Genomic DNA, 18,079 nt, shown 5'->3' on the forward strand with positions numbered 1-18,079 from the left:
GGCCACCGCGGACCGGCGGCTGCGCGAGGCCGCCTCCGCGCGCGACGCCGCCGCGCGGCGCTGCGCCGAACTCGACCGGCTCTCCGCGCGCGCCGCCACCGGCATACGCCGGCTCGCACCGCTGCGCGAGGAGTACGACCGCGTGGCCCGCCTCGCCACCCTGACCGCGGGCACCTCCGCCGACAACGAGCGCAGGATGCGCCTGGAGTCCTACGTCCTCGCCGCCCGCCTGGAACAGGTGGCCGCCGCCGCGACCGTACGCCTGCGGCGCATGTCCTCCGGCCGGTACACCCTGGTCCACTCCGCCGACCGGGCCGGACGCGGCCGCAGCGGCCTGGGGCTGCACGTCGTCGACGCATGGACGGGCCGCGAGCGGGACACGGCGACCCTGTCGGGCGGCGAGACGTTCTTCGCCTCGCTCGCCCTCGCCCTCGGTCTCGCGGACGTCGTCACGGACGAGACCGGTGGCGTGCGCCTGGACACGCTCTTCATCGACGAGGGCTTCGGCAGCCTCGATGACCAGACCCTCGACGAGGTCCTCGACGTCCTCGACTCCCTGCGCGAACGCGACCGCAGCGTCGGCATCGTCAGCCACGTCCCCGACCTGCGGCGACGCATCCACGCCCAGCTGGAGGTCGTCAAGGACAGGTCGGGGTCGGCCGTGCGGCAGCGCGGGGTGGGCTGAGCCCGGGGGCACGCGGAGGGCGGCCTGAGCGGACCGGGACCGGCCGCCCTCCGGAGCTCACAGCCGCGAGAGCTCGTCCACCAGGTCGTCCAGGCCCAGCGAACCCTGGGAGAGGGCCGCCATGTGCCAGGCCTTCGCGTCGAACGCGTCACCGTGACGCTCCCTGGCCTTCTCACGGCCCAGCAGCCAGGCCCGCTCGCCCAGCTTGTAGCCGATCGCCTGGCCGGGCATCGACAGATAGCGGATCAGCTCGCTCTCCACGAAGTCCCGCGGGCGGCTGCTGTGCGCGGCGAAGAACTCCAGCGCCAGCCGAGGCGTCCAGCGCTCGCCCGGGTGGAACGGCGAGTCCGCGGGGATCTCCAGCTCCAGGTGCATGCCGATGTCGATGATCACGCGGACCGCCCGCATCATCTGCGCGTCCAGATAGCCGAGCCGCCGCTCCGGGTCCGTCAGGAAGCCCAGCTCGTCCATCAGCCGCTCCGCGTACAGCGCCCAGCCCTCGGCGTTGGCGCTGACCCCGCCGACGGTGGCCTGGTAGCGCGAGAGGTCGTCCGCCACGTGCGCCCACTGGGCGAGCTGCAGGTGGTGGCCGGGAACACCCTCGTGGTACCAGGTGGACACCAGGTCGTACACCGGGAAGCGGGTCTGTCCCATGGTCGGCAGCCAGGTCCGGCCCGGCCGGGAGAAGTCGGCGGACGGCGCCGTGTAGTAGGGGGCCGCGGCGCCGCCGGGCGGCGCGATGCACGACTCCACCTTCCGCACCCGCTCGGCGAGTTCGAAGTGCGTGCCGTCCAGCGCCTCGATCGCCTCGTCCATCAGGTCCTGCAGCCAGACGCGGACCTCCTCCACGCCCTCGATGTGCGTGCCGTGCTCATCGAGGTGCGCGAGCGCCACCCACGGGGTCTCGGCGCCGGGCAGGACCTTCTCGGCCTCCTTCCTCATCTCGCCGAGCAGGCGGTGGAACTCCGACCAGCCGTACGCGTACGCCTCGTCCAGGTCCAGGTCCGTGCCGTTGAAGTAGCGGGCGAAGCGGGCGTAGCGCTCGCGGCCCACCGTGTCCGGCGCGTCGCCGATCGCCGGCGCGTAGACGTCGCGCATCCAGTCCCGCAGCTCCACGACCGCCGCGGTCGCCGCGCGGGCGGCCTCGTCCAGCTCCCCGCGCAGGGCCTCGGGGCCGCCGGAGGCGAAGTCCTCGAACCAGCCGCGCCCCTGGCCGTCGGTGTCCGACCACTCGGTCAGCTGCCCGATGAAGGTGGCCGCCGGCTGCGGTCCGCCGTACAGCTTGCGCTCCAGGCCCAGGGTGAGGGACTCGCGGTAGCCGCGCAGCGCGGCCGGCACGGCCCGCAGCCGCTCGGCGATCGCCGCCCAGTCCTCGTCCGTGTCGGTGGGAGTGATCGTGAAGACCTCGCGCACCGAGTGCACCGGGCTGTGGATGTTGCTCACCGCTCGCAGGCCCTCGTCGGCCTCGTGCACGGCGAGTTCGGCGGTGAGACGCTCGCGCAGCAGGCGCGCGCACCGGCGCTCGATGTCACTGTCCGCGCCGGGCTGCCGTTCGGCCTCCTCCAGCCGGGCCAGGGTGGTGCGCGCGAGGTCCGCGAATGCCTGCTGCCCGGCGGGCGAGGTGTCGGGCAGCCTGCTGGAGCTCTCCTTCACGCCGAGATACGTACCGGTGGTCGGGTCGAGGGCGATGAGTTCGTCGACGTAGGCGTCGGCGACCTGACGGGGCAGCGGGCTCTTGGTCTGTGACATGCGGACCATCCTCATACGGACAGTCGGCTCCCGTCAGCCCGGTAGCGCGGGCCCGGGCCGAAATCAGTCCGATTTCGCGGAGGGCGTGGCCGTTTTCGCGGAGGGCGTGGCCGCCGCCGCGCCGGGCGGCAGGAGGGGGCCGCAGTCCCACTGCTGGAAGATCAGCCGGGTCTCCACCCGGGCCACTTCCCGCCGGGCCGTGAACTCGTCCAGGACCAGCCGCTGCAGATCGGCCATGTCGGCGACCGCGACGTGGACCAGGTAGTCGTCCGGACCGGTCAGGTGGAATACGGTCAGCGACTCCGGCAGGGCCCGGATCCGTTCCACGAACGGCCCCACCAGCTCCCGGCGGTGCGGCCTGACCTGCACCGACAGCAGCGCCTGCAGACCCCGGCCCAGCTTGGCGGGATCGAGCCGCAGCCGATGGCCGAGGATCACCCCCGAGCGGCGCAGCCGGGTCACCCGGTCCAGACAGGTCGACGGAGCGATGCCGACCTGCGCGGCGAGGTCACGGTAGGTGGTCCGGGCGTCGTTCTGCAGCAGCCGCAGCAGATGGAGATCCACCGGATCCAGTACGACAGATTCGGCCATACTGCGAACGTAACACGGCAACCGGCCCCATGGCCCCGGCTCATGTTCACCCTTCCGGCATGGACACGCCCCTGGATTCAGCGAGCACGCCCGCGTACGACGACGTACGCACCACCCCCAGAGCACTGGCCACCGAGGCCGTGCACGCCGGCCGTGACGACCTCGCCAGGCAGGGACTGCACGCCCCGCCGATCGACCTGTCCACCACCTACCCCTCCTACGACAGCCGCGCCGAGGCCGCCCGCATCGACGCCTTCGCCACCGACGGCGCCGAACTCGACGGCACCCCGGTCTACGGACGGCTCGGCAACCCGACCGTCGCCCGCTTCGAGACCGCGCTGGCCCGGCTGGAGGGCACCGAGGCCGCGGTCGCGTTCGCCAGCGGCATGGCCGCGCTCAGCGCGGTGCTCCTCGTCCGGTCGGCGATGGGCCTGCGGCACGTCGTCGCCGTACGCCCCCTGTACGGCTGCAGCGACCACCTGCTCACCGCCGGGCTGCTCGGCACCGAGGTGACCTGGACCGACCCGGCCGGGGTCGCCGACGCGCTGCGTCCGGACACCGGCCTGGTCATGGTCGAGACACCGGCGAACCCGACGCTGGCCGAGGTGGACCTGAGGGCCGTCGCCCACGCCTGCGGTTCCGTCCCGCTCCTCGTCGACAACACCTTCGCCACGCCCGTGCTGCAGCGCCCGGCCGAGCACGGCGCGCGCCTGGTGCTGCACAGCGCCACCAAGTACCTGGGCGGGCACGGTGACGTGATGGCCGGTGTGGTGGCCTGTGACGAGGAACTGGCCGGGCGGCTGCGGCAGGTGCGGTTCGCCACCGGCGGGGTGCTGCATCCGCTGGCCGGATACCTGCTGCTGCGCGGCCTGTCCACGCTGCCGGTCCGGGTGCGGGCCGCCTCCGCCACCGCCGCGGAACTCGCCGCCCGCCTCGCGGACGACCCGCGGGTCGCCCGCGTGCACTACCCGTCGATCGGCGGCGCGATGGTCTCCTTCGAGGTGCACGGCGACCCGCACGCCGTCATCGGCGGCGTCGGCCTGATCACGCCGGCCGTGAGCCTCGGCAGCGTCGACACGCTGATCCAGCACCCGGCGTCCATCAGCCACCGCATCGTCGACGCGGACGACCGGCGGGGCGCCGGGGTCGGTGACCGGCTGCTGCGGATGTCGGTGGGCCTGGAGGACGTCGAGGACCTGTGGGCCGACCTGGACCGGGCGCTGGGGGAGCGGCCGGGGGCGCCGCCGGTGAAGGGCCTGCACGAGGCGATGAGCTGAGCGGATGCGGGACCGTACCCATGGGTGTGCGGCCCGGGGAGCCGGGCCGCACACCCATGGGTACGGTCCCGTGGCTCAGTCCCGCGGGCGGGGCCCCTCGTACTCCTCACGCCTGGCGGCGTACGGCAGACAGGAGACCACCGGGGTGGCGTCCAGGCGGGCCGTGACGACCAGGGTGTCCTCCTCGACCTGGAAGTCGAGGGGAAGGCCGAGGCCGCGCAGGGCGGCGACCATGGCGGTGTTGGACGACTGCGTCACGGCGTAGACGCTCGCGCAGCCGGCCTCGACGGCCATGGCCACCAGCCGGTCCAGCAGTTCGGCGCCGATGCCGCGCCGCTGCCACGCGTCCTCGACGAGCAGCGCGACCTCCGTCTCGTCGCCGTCCCACAGCAGATGGCCGAGGCCGATGATCCGCCCGGAGGCGGTCCGCGCGGCGAGGGTCCGTCCGAACCGCGGGCTGAGCAGGTGGTCGAGGTAGCGGTCGGCGTCGCCGACCGGCCCGTGGTAGCGCAGGGCGAGGGTGCGCGGCGAACAGCGCTCATGCATCGCCCTGGCCGCCGCGAGGTCGCCCGTGCCGGCCCTGCGCACGGTGATCGCGTCGTCCTCGGGCGGCGTCAGCGCGTCCTGACCGCGCGGAATGCGCGGAATGCGCGGGATGCGCGGGGTGTGCGGTCCGAGCCGGGCAGCCGGCTCCTCCAGCGCTTGCGCCCGCGCGAACCCGGTGGGCGTGAACGGCGGACACGGCCGCTCCACGGTGATCGTTCCGCCGTCCGGCACTTCCTCGGGGCCACGGCCGCCGCCGACCGGCCTGACCGGCAGTGAGCGGATGGTGCACCACCCGGACAACTGCCGCAGCGCCGACGGAAGTTCCGCCGCGTCCAGCGCCGTGCGCGTGGCCGGGCCCAGGATCCGCGTCGGCGCGTCGACCAGGGCGTGCGCGTCGGCCCGTTCGGTCCACATGCCGGTTCCGCCGACCGGCGGACGCGTCTGCGGGCTGAGAGTGTCCGCGTGGCGGGCGGCCGGCGCCGTGCACAGCGCGGTCGGCGAACCGGGCGTGTCCCGCACGGTCGTCCGCATCCGCCGCGGCGCGCTGTCCGCCGGAGCCTCCCCGGGCGCCGCGGGGGCGGCGGGCGGCCGGGTGACGGGATCGCCCCCGGGCGATGCGTGACTGCGGCGCCGTGCCCGCCAGGTGTGGAAGGCCGCCGTGGAGATCGACGCGAACGCCGCGATCACCAGCAGGGCCGGGCCGCCCGGTCCGTGCCCGGTCGGGTCCGCCACCCCGTCGGCCACGGCGGCCGCCGTGAAGAGCGCGGCCAGTGCGACGAGGTCCCGCCGCCAGTGGTGCACCGGACGACCGTGCCTCGCCCGCGCCGTGTTCGACATGTCTCGAGTCATGCGACCACGGTGAAGGAACGGTGTTGCCCGGTCACGAACGCCCTGTGACCGATGAGTAAAGGGAGGTTCCGCCCTGATGTGCCGCGGCCCGGGCGGGAGGCAGGCGGTGGTCAGCGGCTGCCGTCGAGGATCACGCGGGCGACCAGTGCCGGGTCGTCGTTCATCGGAACGTGTCCACAGCCGGGCAGCCGTACCAGACGGGCCCGCGGGATGATCTGCTTGGCGCGCACTCCCTGACGGCGCACCAGCAGCCAGTCCTTGGTGCCCCAGGCCACGGTGACGGGGATGCCGGGGACGTCGTCGGTGAACCGGACGTCGATGCCCGCCCGGAGGGTGTCCTCGAAGCTGGTGGCCCGCGCCAGGGCGAGTGTCTCGGCGACGACGGCCTCGGGTGAACGGCGGGCGGGCCGGGCGTAGATGGTGCTGGTCAGGGCGGTGCGGCCGGCCGCCGTGCGGGAGAGCCGCTCGACCAGCGGCAGCGGCATCCGCCGTGCGATGCCGCGCATCGTCTGCAGCACGCCGAACGCGTAACGCCGCTCGGTCTGGGTCCAGAACCCGGCCGGGGACAGGGCCGTGACGGACCGTACGAGCTTCCTGCGGCCCAGTTCCAGAGCCAGCAGGCCACCCAGGGAGTTGCCCGCCGCATGGGGTCGTTCGATCTCCAGCGCCTCGCACAGGGCGCTCAACGTGGCGTTCATCGTGGGCAGATCGTGCCGCAGCCCGTCGGGCAGCGCGGGGGAGACACCGAAACCCGGCAGGTCCACGGCGATCACCTCGCGTTCGGCGGTGAGCAGGTGGACCACCGGGTCCCAGGCCTGACGGTGGTGACCGATGCCGTGCAGCAGGAGCAGCGGCTCGCCGCTGCCCACGCGCGCGTAGGAGAGGGTCACGGTCCGCGGGCCGTGCGCAGAGGGGACTTCGAAGGAGACGGTGGCGGACATGGGTGCTCCTCGTCGGGAATCGCTGACGAACGACGGGTAGACAGCTTGTCAGCAATTGCTACCCGCGGGTAGCCCCAGGAGGGATCCGGTCGGTCGACTCGTCGGCCGTACCGCCCGTTTCGGCCGCCGCGACGCGATACGAAGCCGGGCGTCTGGACACGGCCGCGGACGTCGGTTGGGATGGGGCCGTGACCACCGAAACGGGGACCGACGTCTTCGAAGAGCACCGGCCCGTCCTCATGGGCGTCGCCTACCGCATGCTCGGCCGGGTGGCCGACGCCGAGGACGTCCTTCAGGAGGCATGGCTGCGCTGGTCCGGCGCCGAGCGGAGCGCCGTGCGCGACCCGCGCGGGTACCTGGTGCGCGTCACCACCCGCCTCGCCGTCGACCGGCTCCGCCAGATCAAGGCGCGCGGCGAGTCGTACGTCGGTCCCTGGCTGCCGGAACCGCTGGTCACCGACTTCGCCGAGACCGTCCCGGACGCGGCGGAGCGGGCCGTGCTCGCCGACTCCGTGTCGCTGGCTGTGCTGGTCGTCCTGGAGACGCTGTCACCGCTGGAGCGCGCGGTGTTCGTTCTCAGGGAGGCCTTCGGCTGTCCGTACGCGGAGATCGCCGCCCTGCTCGACCGCGGCGAGCCCGCCGTGCGCCAACTGGCCGGGCGGGCCCGCAGGCACATCGAGGAACGGCGGCCCCGCTACGAGGTCGACCCCGCCCAGCGGCGCGACCTGACCGAGCGGTTCCTGGCCGCGGCGGCGGGCGGCGACCTGGAGGGGCTGATGTCGCTGCTCGCTCCGGACGCCCGGCTGGTGGGCGACAGCGGCGGCAAGGCCAAGGCGCCGCTGCGGGTCCTCCGGAGCGCCGACAAGGTCGGTCGCTTCCTCGTCGGCGCGATGCAGAAGGGCGTCCCGGACCCGTCCGTGCGCTTCCTGGAAGTCAACGGAGGGCCCGCGGCGCTGGTCCTGTCCGGAGGCAGGCCCGACAGTCTCTTCCAGCTGGACGTCGCCGACGGGCGCATCCAGGCCGTCTACATCATGCGCAACCCCGACAAACTGCGGAGCCTGGCCGGCGCCTGAGCCACCCGCTCCGGACCGTCCGCCCGGCTGCCGCCGGCCCCCGTCCCCGCTACGGGGGCCTTGCCGCGACATCACGCACACGCCCTTGGCGCGAACGGCTCGTGAACGCCGTGCGACACGCGCCCGTGCGCCGCCCAAGGGATCGATGATTGGTCTTGACCAAGGGTGGGGGCCGCCCTAAGGTCGCAGATAAGTACAACAACCTTTAATAAACAAGGGCGCTAAAACGCCGGCGAACCACGGCGATCGCGGAGGACAGGGTGGGGACCACGCAGCTGGAATCGGTGCCGGAGCCGAAGTACTGGCACCTCAAGACCGTGCTCAGCGAGGCACTGGACTCCGAGTTCTCGGTGGGCGAGATCCTGCCCAACGAGCGGGAGCTCGCCGCCCGCTTCGGCGTGGCCCGCGCCACGCTCCGCCAGGCCCTGGAACAGCTGGAGCTGGAGGGACGGCTGCAGCGCCGCCGCGGCGTCGGCACGACCGTCGCGCCCCCACGCGTGGGCGTGGCCGTCGGCACCGAGCAGCACGCCTGGCCCGGGACGGCCGGTGACGCCTGGCAGAGCGTGGACTGCGCCCACGCGGTCCCGCCCGCCGCGGTCGCCGACGCCCTGGAGAGCGGCCGCGAGGAGGCCGTGCACATCGTGCGCCGGTCGCGGACGAGCCACGGCCAGCAGGTCGCCGCCGAACTGCTCTACGTTCCGGCCGCGTCCGTACCCGACCTGACCGCGATCGACGCGCCGTCCGGACCCGCACGCGCGCGTGCCGTACTGCGCGAGCTGCAGCGCCTCGAGCTGGAGGGCCAGGAGCGCTCCGTCGAGCTGGGCTCGGCCCGCGCGGACGACGCCAAGGAGCTCGACCGGCTGCCCGGCGCGCCCGTCCTCGTCGTCACCACCCGCTTCGTCGCCCAGGGGCGCGCCGCCGCGATCTCCGTCGCCACCTACCGCGCGGACACCTGCCGGCTGACCTTCGGGGACTCGGGCGGCGTGGAGATCCACCACGGATCGGAGAGCCAGGCCTCCTGACACCCCGGCACGCTCTCAGCGGCGGGCCGTCACCGTGCCCTCCACCGCGAACAGCTGCTCCTCGACATGGTCGAGGGCCAGCCGCAGCGCGCCCGTGGCCACGGCCGCCTCGCCGAGCACCGAGAGGGTCACCCGGGGCGGCCGCAGGCAGTAGCGGGCCAGCTCGCGCCGCAGCGGCTCCAGCACGCCGTCCAGACCGGCCGCCCAGCCGCCGACGACGACCAGTTCGGGATCCAGGGCCAGCACGAGCGCCGCCACGTCGTGGACGAGCCGCTGGATGAAGCGGTCCACGGCCGCGCGGGCCCGCCGGTGGCCCTCGCGGGCCAGCGCGAAGACCTCGGTCACCGCCTGCTCGTCCAGAGGGTGCAGCGGCTGGTCCGTGGTGGACAGCAGCGTCTCGGGCGTCTCCCCCCGGCCCAGCAGGTGCAGCGCGCCGATCTCGCCGGCGGCCCCGCCGTACCCGCGGTGCAGCCGCCCGCCGATCAGCGAACCGGCACCCGGACTCAGCCCCGCCAGCACGAAGACCACGTCGTCGGACTCGGTGGCGGCTCCCTTCCAGTGCTCGGCGACCGCCGCGGCGTTCGCGTCGTTCTCCACGAGCACCGGGCACTTGAAGGAGCGGCTGAGCCGTTCGCCCAGATGCAGGCCCGTCCATCCGGGCAGCGCGGTGCCCAGCCGCACGGTACCGTCCGCCTCCACGATGCCGGGCGTGCCGACCCCGACGGCCCGCAGCGAGCTGCGCGGGACGCCGGCCCGGCGCAGCAGTTCGGCGACCGCGCCGCGCAGCCGCTCAAGTCGCTCGTCCGCCCCGGCCGTCTCCGCCACGTCCTTGGACTGGGCACCCACCACGCGCCCGTCCAGGTCCGCCAGCAGCGCGGCCACCCGGTGCGCGCCGATCTCCAGCCCCAGCAGGTGTCCGGCCTCGGCCCGGAACCGGAACCGCCGTGCGGGCCTGCCCTGCCGCCGGGCGGCACCCTCCTCGGCCGCCTTCTCGACGACCAGTCCCGCCGCGATGAGGTCCTCGACGACACCCTCGACCGTCGGCCGGGACAGTCCGGTCACCCGAGTGACCTCCGTGAGCGTCGCACAGTCCGTGGCACGCAGCGCGTGCAGCACCACCGAGGAGTTGATCCTTCGCAGCAGCGAGGGATCCCCGCCGGTCAGCCGCCCCACCGTCCGTCCTCCCAGCTCGCGAGTGTTGGGCGGATCGTACTCGGCACGGACCGGGGCAGCGAGTGCCGGGACGGCCGGGCGCCCGGACCGGCACCCCGTGGACGGGCGCGGTCCTGACGCACCGCCAACGGTCAGTGGTGGCCGGTTCACTGGGACACACGGACATCACGAACACGCTCGCCGTGAGCCGCTACGACGCCTGTGCGGCCACCCTCAGCCGTGCGAACTCCTCCGCCATCGTCTCGGCCGTCCAGTGCGCGTTCAGCCCGCTCGGATTGGGCAGCACCCACACGCGCGTGTCGCCGACGATCCGTTCCTGCGGCCCCACCTGGGCCTTTCGGTCGCCGAACGCCGCCCGGTAAGCGGTGACGCCGACCACGGCCAGCCACCTCGGCCGCAGCCGCGCCACCTTCAGCGCCAGCAGCCGCCCGCCCTCGCGGTACTCCTCGGGCGTCAGCTCCTCGGCCCGGGCCGTCGGCCGCGCCACGACGTTCGTGATGCCCAGCCCGTACGACAGCAGCTCGTCCTGCTCCGACGGCTTCAGCAGTCTCGGGGTGAACCCGGAGCGATGCAGCACCGGCCAGAACCGGTTGCCCGGCCGGGCGAAGTGGTGGCCGGTCGCGGCCGTCATCAGACCGGGATTGATACCGCAGAACAGCACATGGAGGCCGTCCGCGACGACATCCGGCACCAGACGGTCACGGGCGGCCTGAAGTTCCGCCGGGGTGAAGCGGGTCAGAGGATCGCCCCCGGGCTGTAGGACGCGGCCTCCGGGCGCTGCTTCACGATCTCCTCGATCCGGCCCACGACCACGCCGACCTGGCCGGCCGCCGCTCCGGTGAAGGACAGCTTGTCCGCCATGAGCTCCTCCAGTCGCGCGCGGTCGAGCGGAAGGCGCTCGTCGGCGGCGAGCTTGTCGAGCAGGTCGTTGCGCTCGGCACCCTGCTCACGCATCGCCAGCGCGGCGGCCACCGCGTTCTCCTTGATCGCCTCGTGGGCGACCTCGCGGCCGACTCCGGCCCGCACCGCACCCATGAGCACCTTGGTCGTGGCCAGGAACGGCAGATAGCGGTCCAGCTCGCGGGCGATCACCGCGGGGAAGGCGCCGAACTCGTCGAGCACCGTCAGGAACGTCTCCAGCAGGCCGTCCAGCGCGAAGAACGCGTCCGGCAGCGCGACCCGGCGCACCACCGAGCAGGACACGTCGCCCTCGTTCCACTGGTCGCCCGCCAGCTCGCCGGTCATCGAGGCGTAGCCGCGCAGGATCACCATCAGGCCGTTGACGCGCTCGCAGGAGCGGGTGTTCATCTTGTGCGGCATGGCCGAGGAGCCGACCTGGCCCGGCTTGAAGCCCTCGGTGACCAGCTCGTGCCCGGCCATCAGCCGGATCGTTTTGGCCAGCGAGGACGGGGCCGCCGCCAGCTGCACCAGGGCGGTGACGACCTCGTAGTCCAGCGAGCGCGGGTAGACCTGGCCGACCGAGGTGAACGCCTGCGAGAAGCCGAGGTGGCCGGCGATGCGCCGCTCCAGCTCCGCGAGCCTGTCCGCGTCGCCGCCGAGCAGGTCCAGCATGTCCTGGGCCGTGCCGACCGGGCCCTTGATGCCGCGCAGCGGGTAGCGGCCCAGCAGCTCCTCGACCCGCCCGTGGGCCACCAGCAGCTCGTCCGCCGCGGTCGCGAAACGCTTGCCGAGAGTGGTGGCCTGCGCGGCGACGTTGTGCGAGCGTCCGGCCATGACCAGCTCGCCGTATTCGGCGGCCAGCCTGCCCAGCCGGGCGAGGACGGCCACCGTGCGGTCCCGCATCAGCTCCAGCGAGAGCCGGATCTGCAGCTGCTCGACGTTCTCCGTCAGGTCGCGGGAGGTCATGCCCTTGTGCACGTGCTCGTGCCCGGCGAGGTCGTTGAACTCCTCGATCCGCGCCTTCACATCGTGCCGTGTGACCTTCTCGCGCTCCGCGATCGAGGCCAGGTCCACCTGGTCGAGGACCCGCTCGTAGTCGGCGATCGCCTCGTCCGGCACCTCGATCCCGAGGTCCTTCTGGGCCCGCAGCACGGCGAGCCAGAGCTGCCGCTCCAGTCTCACCTTCTGCTCGGGCGACCAGAGCGTGGCGAGCTCGGCGGAGGCGTAACGTCCGGCGAGGACGTTCGGGATGCGGGGCTTGACGGGCGCTGAAGTCACGTGTGTGGATTCTACTGGCGATTCGTGCAGGCCGGCGCCGCGGGGGTGTTCGTCGGAATCTACGAGGAGCCGCGAGGAGCCGCGAGGAGCTACGAGGAGCTACGAGGAGCTACGAGGAGCTACGAGGAGCTACGAGGAGCCACGAGGAGCCACGAGGAGCTACGAGAAAGCTGCGGGAGCGGCCATGGGCGGCTACGAGAGCTCCGCGTCGACCGCCGGCTGAGCGAGAGCCTCGTAGGGCAGCAGCTCGGGCCGCTTCGGCGGGCGGCCGTCGCCGGAGGAGCGGCCGGTCAGCCGCCGGCCCAGCCAGGGCAGCAGGTGCCGCCGGGCGAAGCGGGCGTCCGCGGCCCGGCGGGTGAGCCAGCCCGGCGGCACGGTCGCCGGCATGGGTGTACGCCACTCGGTGTCCTCCGGCTCGTGGCCGAGCATCTGCCACACCGCCTCCGCGACCCGGCGGTGGCCCTCCGCCGTCAGGTGCAGCCGGTCCACGTCCCACAGCCGCGGGTCACCCAGCGACGGAGCCCCGTACAGGTCGACGACGAGCGCGCCGTGCCGCTCGGCGAGCTCGTCGACACAGGCGAACAGCTCCTCCATGCGCGGCCGGAAACGCTCCAGGACGGGACCCCGCCGGCCCGGACTGCGCATCAGCACGAGCCGCTCGCACGACGGCGCCAGCCGCTCCACCGCCTCGGTCAGCAGATCCTTCACCCTGCCCATGTCGCACTTGGGCCGCAGTGTGTCGTTCAGGCCGCCCACCAGCGTCACCACGTCGGCCCGCATGGCCGCCGCCGCCTCCACCTGCTCGTCGACGATCTGCCCGATCAGCTTGCCCCGCACGGCGAGGTTGGCGTACCGGAAGCCGGGCGTGCGGGCGGCCATCCGGGAGGCGAGGAGGTCGGCCCAGCCCCGGTAGGAGCCGTCGGGCAGCTGGTCCGACATGCCCTCGGTGAAGGAGTCGCCGACCGCGACCAGGCTGGAGTATGCGGGATTCGTCTGCATGGCGTGAGCGATGGTATCCCGGCGTCCCACCCGCCATACCACGCGGTCGGTCGGCTCACGGGCGTCTCGGCGTCCCGCTCACACCTGCTGGCCGAACAGCTCCCGCAGCACGTCCTCCATCGTCACCAGACCCGCCAGCCGTCCGTCCGCCCCCAGCACCGCCGCCAGGTGCGTACGGCTGCCCCGCATCGCTGTGAGCACGTCGTCCAGCGGTGTGCCCTCCCGGACCCGTGCGATGGGGCGCATGTCCCGCAGCCGGAACGGCACTCCGCGCGGCGCGGCGTCCAGGGCGTCCTTCACATGCAGGTAGCCGACGATCCGGCGCCCCTCGTCGACCACGGGGAAGCGGGAGAAGCCGGACTCGACCGACAACTGCTCCAACTGCTCCGGCGTGACGCCCAGGCTCGCGTACACCACGCGTTCCAGCGGAAGGACGACATCGCGCACCGGCCGGCTGCCGAGCTCCAGCGCGTCGCGCAGCCGCTCCTGCGCCCGGTCGTCGATGAGGCCGGCCGCGGTGGCGTCCTTGACGATCTCGGCCAGCTCCGTGTCCGTGAAGGTCGCCGAGACCTCGTTCCTGGTCTCCACCCGCAACAGCTTGAGCAGGCTGTTCGCGAACGTGTTCACCGTGAAGATCACCGGACGCAGTGCCCGGGAGAGCGCGACCAGCGGCGGGCCGAGCAGCAGCGCGCTGCGCACCGGCTCCGCGAGCGCGATGTTCTTCGGCACCATCTCGCCGAGCAGCATGTGCAGATACGTCGCCAGGGTCAGCGCGATCACGAACGACACCGCGTGGCCCGCGCTCGAGGGCATGCCCACCGCGTGGAACACCGGCTCCAGCAGATGCGCGATCGCGGGCTCGGCGACCACACCGAGGACCAGTGTGCACAGGGTGATGCCGAGCTGGGCGGCCGCCAGCAGCGCGGACACGTGCTCCAGGCCCCACAGCACGTTCTTGGCGCGCCGGTCGCCCTCCTCGGCGTACGGCTCGACCTGGCTGCGGCGCACCGAGATCAGCGCGAACTCGGCGCCCACGAAGAAGGCGTTGACGACCAGGGTCGCCAGACCGATCAGAATCTGTACGGCGATCATCGGCCGGCCCTCTTCCCGTCGTGCGCCCGTGGCTGCCCGGCCCGCTGCGCGTGCTCCCCGCTCTGCTCCTCGCCCTGCTCGTCGTCGAGCGGCGCGTGCAGCAGCACGCGCGCGGCCCGGCGTCCGTTCGCGTCCACCACGTCCAGCCGCCAGCCGGCGACCTGCAGGATGTCGCCGGTCTCGGGAATCCGGCCGAGTTCGGTGGCGACGAGGCCGGCGAGCGTCTCGTACGGCCCCTCCGGCACCCGCAGCCCCACCCGGGCGAGCTGGTCCATGCGCGCGGAGCCGTCCGCCGAGTACAGGCCCCGTCCCTCCTCGTCGGCCCCGGCCGGGGCGAGGTCGGGCGTCTCGTGCGGGTCGTGCTCGTCGCGCACCTCGCCGACGACCTCCTCGACGATGTCCTCCAGCGTCGCCACCCCCGCGGTGCCGCCGTACTCGTCGATGACGACCGCCATCGTGTGCGTGCCGGACAGCCGGTCCAGCAGCCGGTCGACGGTCAGCGACTCGGGGACCAGCAGTGGCTCGCGCATGATCTCGGAGACACGCACGCGTGTGCGGCGCTCCGCGGGCAGCGCCAGCACGTCCTTGACGTGGGCGGTGCCGACGACCGAGTCGAGGCTGCCGCGGTATACGGGGAAGCGGGACAGTCCGGTCGCCCGGGTCGCGTTCGTTATGTCCTCGCAGGTCGCCTGGGCGTCGAGGGCGATGACCTGGACGCGCGGGGTCATCACGTTCTCCGCGGTCAGGTCGGCGAGGTTGAGCGTCCGTACGAACAGCTCGGCGGTGTCCGCCTCCAGGGCACCCGCCTTGGCGGAGTGCCGGGCCAGGGCGGCGAGCTCCTGGGGGCCGCGCGCGGAGGCGAGCTCCTCGGCGGGTTCCATTCCGAGCCGGCGCACCACATGGTTCGCCGTGTTGTTCAGGTGGGTGATGAAGGGGCGGAAGGCGATGCTGAACCAGCGTTGCGGGTTGCCCACCCGCCGGGCCACCGCCAGCGGTGAGGAGATCGCCCAGTTCTTGGGCACCAGCTCGCCCACCACCATCAGGAACACCGTGGACAGGGCCGTGCCCACGATCAGTGCCACCGAGGTCGCGGCGGACCTGGAGATGCCGAGCTCCTGGAGCGGACCCGCCATCAGCTGGGCGATCGACGGCTCGGCGAGCATGCCGACCACCAGGTTGGTGACGGTGATGCCCAGCTGTGCCCCGGAGAGCTGGAACGTCAGACTCCGCACGGCCTTCAGGGCGCCCGCCGCACCGCGCTCGCCGCGCTCGGCCGCCCGCTCCAGGGCGCCGCGGTCGACGGTGGTCAGCGAGAACTCGGCCGCGACGAAGGCGCCGCAGGCGAAACAGAGGGCCACCGCCACCAGCAGCAGGAGCACTTCGGTCATCGGGTCACTCCCGTCCCATGGTCGGACAGGACAGGGACGGGCGCGCTATGTCGCGCGCGAGGAGGCTCGCCCATGGGCGGACGCTCACACCTTTCACGTAGAGCCGAGTGATCCCCCAATGGTAAAGGATGGGCAAAAGGGGTTCGGAGGTCAGTCCGAGAGGTGCTTCACCCAGCGCCGCCAGTGCTCCTCGGGTGCGTAGCCCGCCGCGCGCCAGGCGTGGTGCGCGGTCTCGTTGCGGGTGAGCACCATGGCGTCGCCGCGCCGCCCGCCGAGCCGTACGAACCTCTCCTCGGCCGCCGCCAGCGGGGCCGAGCCGATGCCCTGCCGCCGCCGGCCCGGGTGCACGGCCAGCCGGTACAGATGGCAGCGCCGGCCGTCGAAACTTGGCTGCTCACAAATGTCGCTGCCCGTGTCTACAGGGGCTTGACCCAGCGTCGCCAGTGGTCCTCGCGCTGGTAGCCGGCCGTGGCCCAGGTGTGGTGGGCCTGTTCGTTGGCTTCCAGGACCATGGCGTCGACTCGTCGTCCGCCCAGGGTGGCGAAGCGTTGTTCTGCGGCTTCCAACAGGGCGGTGGCGATGCCTTGCCTGCGGTGGTCGGGATGTACGGCCAGTCGGTAGGCGGAGCATCGCCATCCGTCGAAGCCGGCTATCACGGTTCCGGTGAGCAGACCGTCACGCTCTGCGAGGAGCAGGGCTTCGGGGTCTCGTGTGATGAGTCGGGCCACCCCGTCGTGGTCGTCGCTGATGCTCGTGCCCTCCGCGGCCGTCCTCCAGAAGGCCAGCACGGTGTCGACGTCGTCGGCGGTCGCGGGGCGTATGCGCAGGTCGGTCATGCGGTGATCAGAGCAGAGCACGGCCGGATACCGGGCGGAATTCCAGCATCCGGACGAGGCCGGCCAGGACCGGGCTCTGTCCGGCGGATCAGGCGGGGGGAGCCTCACGGCAGTCCGGCCGTCTCGTGCTCCGCCCGCGTGTACCCGGTGCCGGGCCCAGGGCCGGGAACGGAGCGACCGCGCCCAGATGATCGGGGTCGCGGGCCACGACGTAGCCGAGTTCCTCGGCCCGTCGGCACTCGGCGCACCGCTCACCAGCGGGCACGGGGGCGTCATGCAGCTCCCGAAACGGAACGGACGCGGCATGAACCATCCTTGGTGGCACGTGACTTGAGCACCGCCTTGATTCCCTCACTCGTGGGCGATCGCCGCCAGCACGTTCATGCGGGAGGCACGCAGCGCGGGCAGCAGGGCCGCCACGACGCCCACGACCGCCGCGCCGATCACCACCGCGACGATCGTGCCCCAGGGGATCGCCAGCGTCCTGATGCCCTGCAGGGCCAGCACCCGCTGGGTGCACACGCCCCACACCAGCCCCAGCGCCAGACCGAGGACCGCGCCGAAGACCGCGATCACCACCGACTCCAGCCGGATCATCCGCCGCAGCTGGTGCCGGGCCAGTCCGATGGCCCGCAGCAGGCCGATCTCCCGTGTCCGCTCCACCACCGACAGGGCCAGGGTGTTGACCACGCCCAGCACGGCGATGACGATGGCGAGCCCGAGCAGCGCGTACACGAGGTAGAGCAGCACCGCGATCTGGTCGTGGACCAGCTTCTTGTAGTCCGCCTGGTCGCGCACCTGCACATTGGGGTAGGCGGCGAGGGTCTTCTCCAGGTGGGAGCGCAACTGGGCGACGTCCGTGCCCGGGGCCGCGTTCACGTACAGCGCCGCGTCGGGGGTGCCGGGTACGTACTTCTCCAGGGTGCCGATGCCGAAGTACATGCCGCCCTCGATGCCGAACCCCTCGGCCGCGTCCTGGTTGGTCAGCGCGCCCACGGTCAGCCGTGCCCGCCGTCCGCCCTGGAACTCGACGGGCAGTACGCTGCCGGGCCGCACCCCGTGCTTGCCGGCGAAGCCGACGTCCATGGCGATGTGCCCGTCGGCGAGCGCCGCCGCCGTGTCGCCGTGCACGTAGTTGATGTGGGCGACGGAGTCCAGCCGCCGGTCGTATCCGGAGGCGGTGGTCTCGACGCGCTTGCCGTCCGGCAGCGCCACCGCGACCGCCGCGAACCGCTGCCGTACGACGGTGCCGACGCCGGGCGTGTCACGGACCTTGCCCGTGACCTCCGGCGGGAACGGCTGGAAGTTACGATTCTGCACGGCGAAGTCGGCACCGAGCGTCCTCTCGATCTGGCGGTCGATGGACCGGTTCATGGAGGCGCCGGCCACCGACATCCCGCCGACCAGGGCCAGACCCACCATCAGGGCGGCCGCGGTGGCGCCGGTGCGGCGCGGGTTGCGCAGCGCGTTGCGCTGGCTCATCCGCCCGATGGAGCCGAACAGCGCCGGGAAGGCCCCGCCCAGCACCCGGATCAGCGGACGCACCAGCAGCGGCCCCGCGATGACGGTCGCGACCAGGGTGAGGACGACGCCGGCGCCCAGCAGCGAGACGGCGGTCGCGGTGCGGTGCGCGGCGGCGCAGCCCGCGAGCGCGGCGGCGCCGGCCGCCCCCACCAGAGC

General features: G+C 73.0%; 17 protein-coding genes. 4 read left to right on the forward strand and 13 right to left on the reverse strand.

Translation table 11 applies throughout. The features are described 5' to 3' along the window. The coding region (locus tag DEP02_RS30150; protein WP_269809383.1) for an SbcC/MukB-like Walker B domain-containing protein at window positions 1-685 on the forward strand (685 nt) is incomplete at its 5' end. A gap of 57 nt (window positions 686-742) precedes the next feature. Here the strand turns inward: DEP02_RS30150 and DEP02_RS30155 are convergent. Together DEP02_RS30155 and DEP02_RS30160 are read right to left on the reverse strand one after the other, a co-directional pair. Then, complete coding sequence (locus DEP02_RS30155; protein ID WP_112470864.1) at window positions 743-2,434, reverse strand: DUF885 domain-containing protein; 1,692 nt, start codon at window positions 2,432-2,434, stop codon at window positions 743-745. A gap of 63 nt (window positions 2,435-2,497) precedes the next feature. After that, entirely contained in the window at window positions 2,498-3,025 is a 528-nt protein-coding gene (locus tag DEP02_RS30160) for an Lrp/AsnC family transcriptional regulator (protein ID WP_112470852.1), read from the reverse strand. Window positions 3,026-3,084: 59 nt separating this feature from the next. Here DEP02_RS30160 and DEP02_RS30165 point away from each other — a divergent pair, with 59 nt between their 5' ends. Beyond that, window positions 3,085-4,302, forward strand: coding sequence for a trans-sulfuration enzyme family protein (locus tag DEP02_RS30165; RefSeq protein ID WP_112470853.1), 1,218 nt, complete (start codon window positions 3,085-3,087; stop codon window positions 4,300-4,302). A 75-nt stretch (window positions 4,303-4,377) separates the two neighbouring features. Here the strand turns inward: DEP02_RS30165 and DEP02_RS30170 are convergent, their stop codons facing one another. Together DEP02_RS30170 and DEP02_RS30175 are read right to left on the reverse strand one after the other, a co-directional pair. Next, a complete protein-coding gene (locus tag DEP02_RS30170) occupies window positions 4,378-5,697 on the reverse strand; it encodes a GNAT family N-acetyltransferase (protein ID WP_198668662.1) in 1,320 nt (439 codons plus the stop codon). Window positions 5,698-5,807: 110 nt separating this feature from the next. Further along, window positions 5,808-6,638 carry an alpha/beta fold hydrolase gene (locus tag DEP02_RS30175; protein WP_112470854.1) on the reverse strand — a complete coding sequence of 277 codons (831 nt, stop codon included), beginning with the start codon at window positions 6,636-6,638 and terminating at the stop codon, window positions 5,808-5,810. A gap of 188 nt (window positions 6,639-6,826) precedes the next feature. Between DEP02_RS30175 and DEP02_RS30180 the strand changes: the two genes are divergently transcribed. Together DEP02_RS30180 and DEP02_RS30185 are read left to right on the forward strand one after the other, a co-directional pair. Continuing rightward, window positions 6,827-7,711 (forward strand): RNA polymerase sigma-70 factor, encoded by an 885-nt coding sequence (locus tag DEP02_RS30180; RefSeq protein ID WP_112470855.1) that lies wholly within the window; start codon window positions 6,827-6,829, stop codon window positions 7,709-7,711. A gap of 260 nt (window positions 7,712-7,971) precedes the next feature. Then, window positions 7,972-8,733, forward strand: a complete 762-nt coding sequence (locus tag DEP02_RS30185) for a GntR family transcriptional regulator (RefSeq protein WP_112470856.1) — start codon at window positions 7,972-7,974, stop codon at window positions 8,731-8,733. A 15-nt stretch (window positions 8,734-8,748) separates the two neighbouring features. On the opposite strand, the gene DEP02_RS30190 is transcribed toward DEP02_RS30185, so the two are convergent. The 9 genes from DEP02_RS30190 to DEP02_RS30230 all read right to left on the reverse strand — a co-directional run. Further along, on the reverse strand, window positions 8,749-9,906 hold the full coding sequence (locus tag DEP02_RS30190; protein WP_112470857.1) for an ROK family transcriptional regulator: 1,158 nt from the start codon (window positions 9,904-9,906) through the stop codon (window positions 8,749-8,751). A gap of 190 nt (window positions 9,907-10,096) precedes the next feature. Further along, window positions 10,097-10,597, reverse strand: a complete 501-nt coding sequence (gene mug / locus DEP02_RS30195) for a G/U mismatch-specific DNA glycosylase (protein ID WP_269809384.1) — start codon at window positions 10,595-10,597, stop codon at window positions 10,097-10,099. A 44-nt stretch (window positions 10,598-10,641) separates the two neighbouring features. Then, window positions 10,642-12,084 carry an adenylosuccinate lyase gene (purB, locus tag DEP02_RS30200; protein WP_112470859.1) on the reverse strand — a complete coding sequence of 481 codons (1,443 nt, stop codon included), beginning with the start codon at window positions 12,082-12,084 and terminating at the stop codon, window positions 10,642-10,644. A 192-nt stretch (window positions 12,085-12,276) separates the two neighbouring features. After that, window positions 12,277-13,083: an SGNH/GDSL hydrolase family protein gene (locus tag DEP02_RS30205; RefSeq protein WP_112470860.1), complete on the reverse strand. Its 807-nt coding sequence runs from the start codon at window positions 13,081-13,083 to the stop codon at window positions 12,277-12,279. 78 nt (window positions 13,084-13,161) lie between these two features. Continuing rightward, window positions 13,162-14,175, reverse strand: a complete 1,014-nt coding sequence (locus tag DEP02_RS30210; protein ID WP_112470861.1) for a hemolysin family protein — start codon at window positions 14,173-14,175, stop codon at window positions 13,162-13,164. Beyond that, window positions 14,172-15,563 carry a hemolysin family protein gene (locus DEP02_RS30215; RefSeq protein ID WP_112470862.1) on the reverse strand — a complete coding sequence of 464 codons (1,392 nt, stop codon included), beginning with the start codon at window positions 15,561-15,563 and terminating at the stop codon, window positions 14,172-14,174. Before DEP02_RS30215 ends, DEP02_RS30210 begins: the two co-directional genes overlap by 4 nt. Before the next feature lie 150 nt (window positions 15,564-15,713). Further along, on the reverse strand, window positions 15,714-16,040 hold the full coding sequence (locus tag DEP02_RS30220) for a GNAT family N-acetyltransferase (RefSeq protein ID WP_438947812.1): 327 nt from the start codon (window positions 16,038-16,040) through the stop codon (window positions 15,714-15,716). Next, window positions 15,980-16,399 carry a GNAT family N-acetyltransferase gene (locus DEP02_RS30225; protein WP_112470863.1) on the reverse strand — a complete coding sequence of 140 codons (420 nt, stop codon included), beginning with the start codon at window positions 16,397-16,399 and terminating at the stop codon, window positions 15,980-15,982. Before DEP02_RS30225 ends, DEP02_RS30220 begins: the two co-directional genes overlap by 61 nt. A 351-nt stretch (window positions 16,400-16,750) precedes the next feature. Then, the coding region (locus tag DEP02_RS30230) for an FtsX-like permease family protein (RefSeq protein ID WP_157977573.1) at window positions 16,751-18,079 on the reverse strand (1,329 nt) is incomplete at its 5' end.

The organism is Streptomyces triticisoli, from assembly GCF_003270085.1.
Lineage (GTDB): Bacteria > Actinomycetota > Actinomycetes > Streptomycetales > Streptomycetaceae > Streptomyces > Streptomyces triticisoli.

What these genes read in the sequence shown, in the direction of transcription:
- DEP02_RS30210 (WP_112470861.1), bottom strand. Translation starts at nt 14,175, where the DNA reads ATGATCGCCGTACAGATTCTGATCGGTCTGGCGACCCTGGTCGTCAAC.
- DEP02_RS30215 (WP_112470862.1), bottom strand. Translation starts at nt 15,563, where the DNA reads ATGACCGAAGTGCTCCTGCTGCTGGTGGCGGTGGCCCTCTGTTTCGCC.
- DEP02_RS30160 (WP_112470852.1), bottom strand. Translation starts at nt 3,025, where the DNA reads ATGGCCGAATCTGTCGTACTGGATCCGGTGGATCTCCATCTGCTGCGG.
- DEP02_RS30155 (WP_112470864.1), bottom strand. Translation starts at nt 2,434, where the DNA reads ATGTCACAGACCAAGAGCCCGCTGCCCCGTCAGGTCGCCGACGCCTAC.
- DEP02_RS30225 (WP_112470863.1), bottom strand. Translation starts at nt 16,399, where the DNA reads ATGACCGACCTGCGCATACGCCCCGCGACCGCCGACGACGTCGACACC.
- DEP02_RS30175 (WP_112470854.1), bottom strand. Translation starts at nt 6,638, where the DNA reads ATGTCCGCCACCGTCTCCTTCGAAGTCCCCTCTGCGCACGGCCCGCGG.
- DEP02_RS30170 (WP_198668662.1), bottom strand. Translation starts at nt 5,697, where the DNA reads ATGACTCGAGACATGTCGAACACGGCGCGGGCGAGGCACGGTCGTCCG.
- DEP02_RS30205 (WP_112470860.1), bottom strand. Translation starts at nt 13,083, where the DNA reads ATGCAGACGAATCCCGCATACTCCAGCCTGGTCGCGGTCGGCGACTCC.
- DEP02_RS30165 (WP_112470853.1), top strand. Translation starts at nt 3,085, where the DNA reads ATGGACACGCCCCTGGATTCAGCGAGCACGCCCGCGTACGACGACGTA.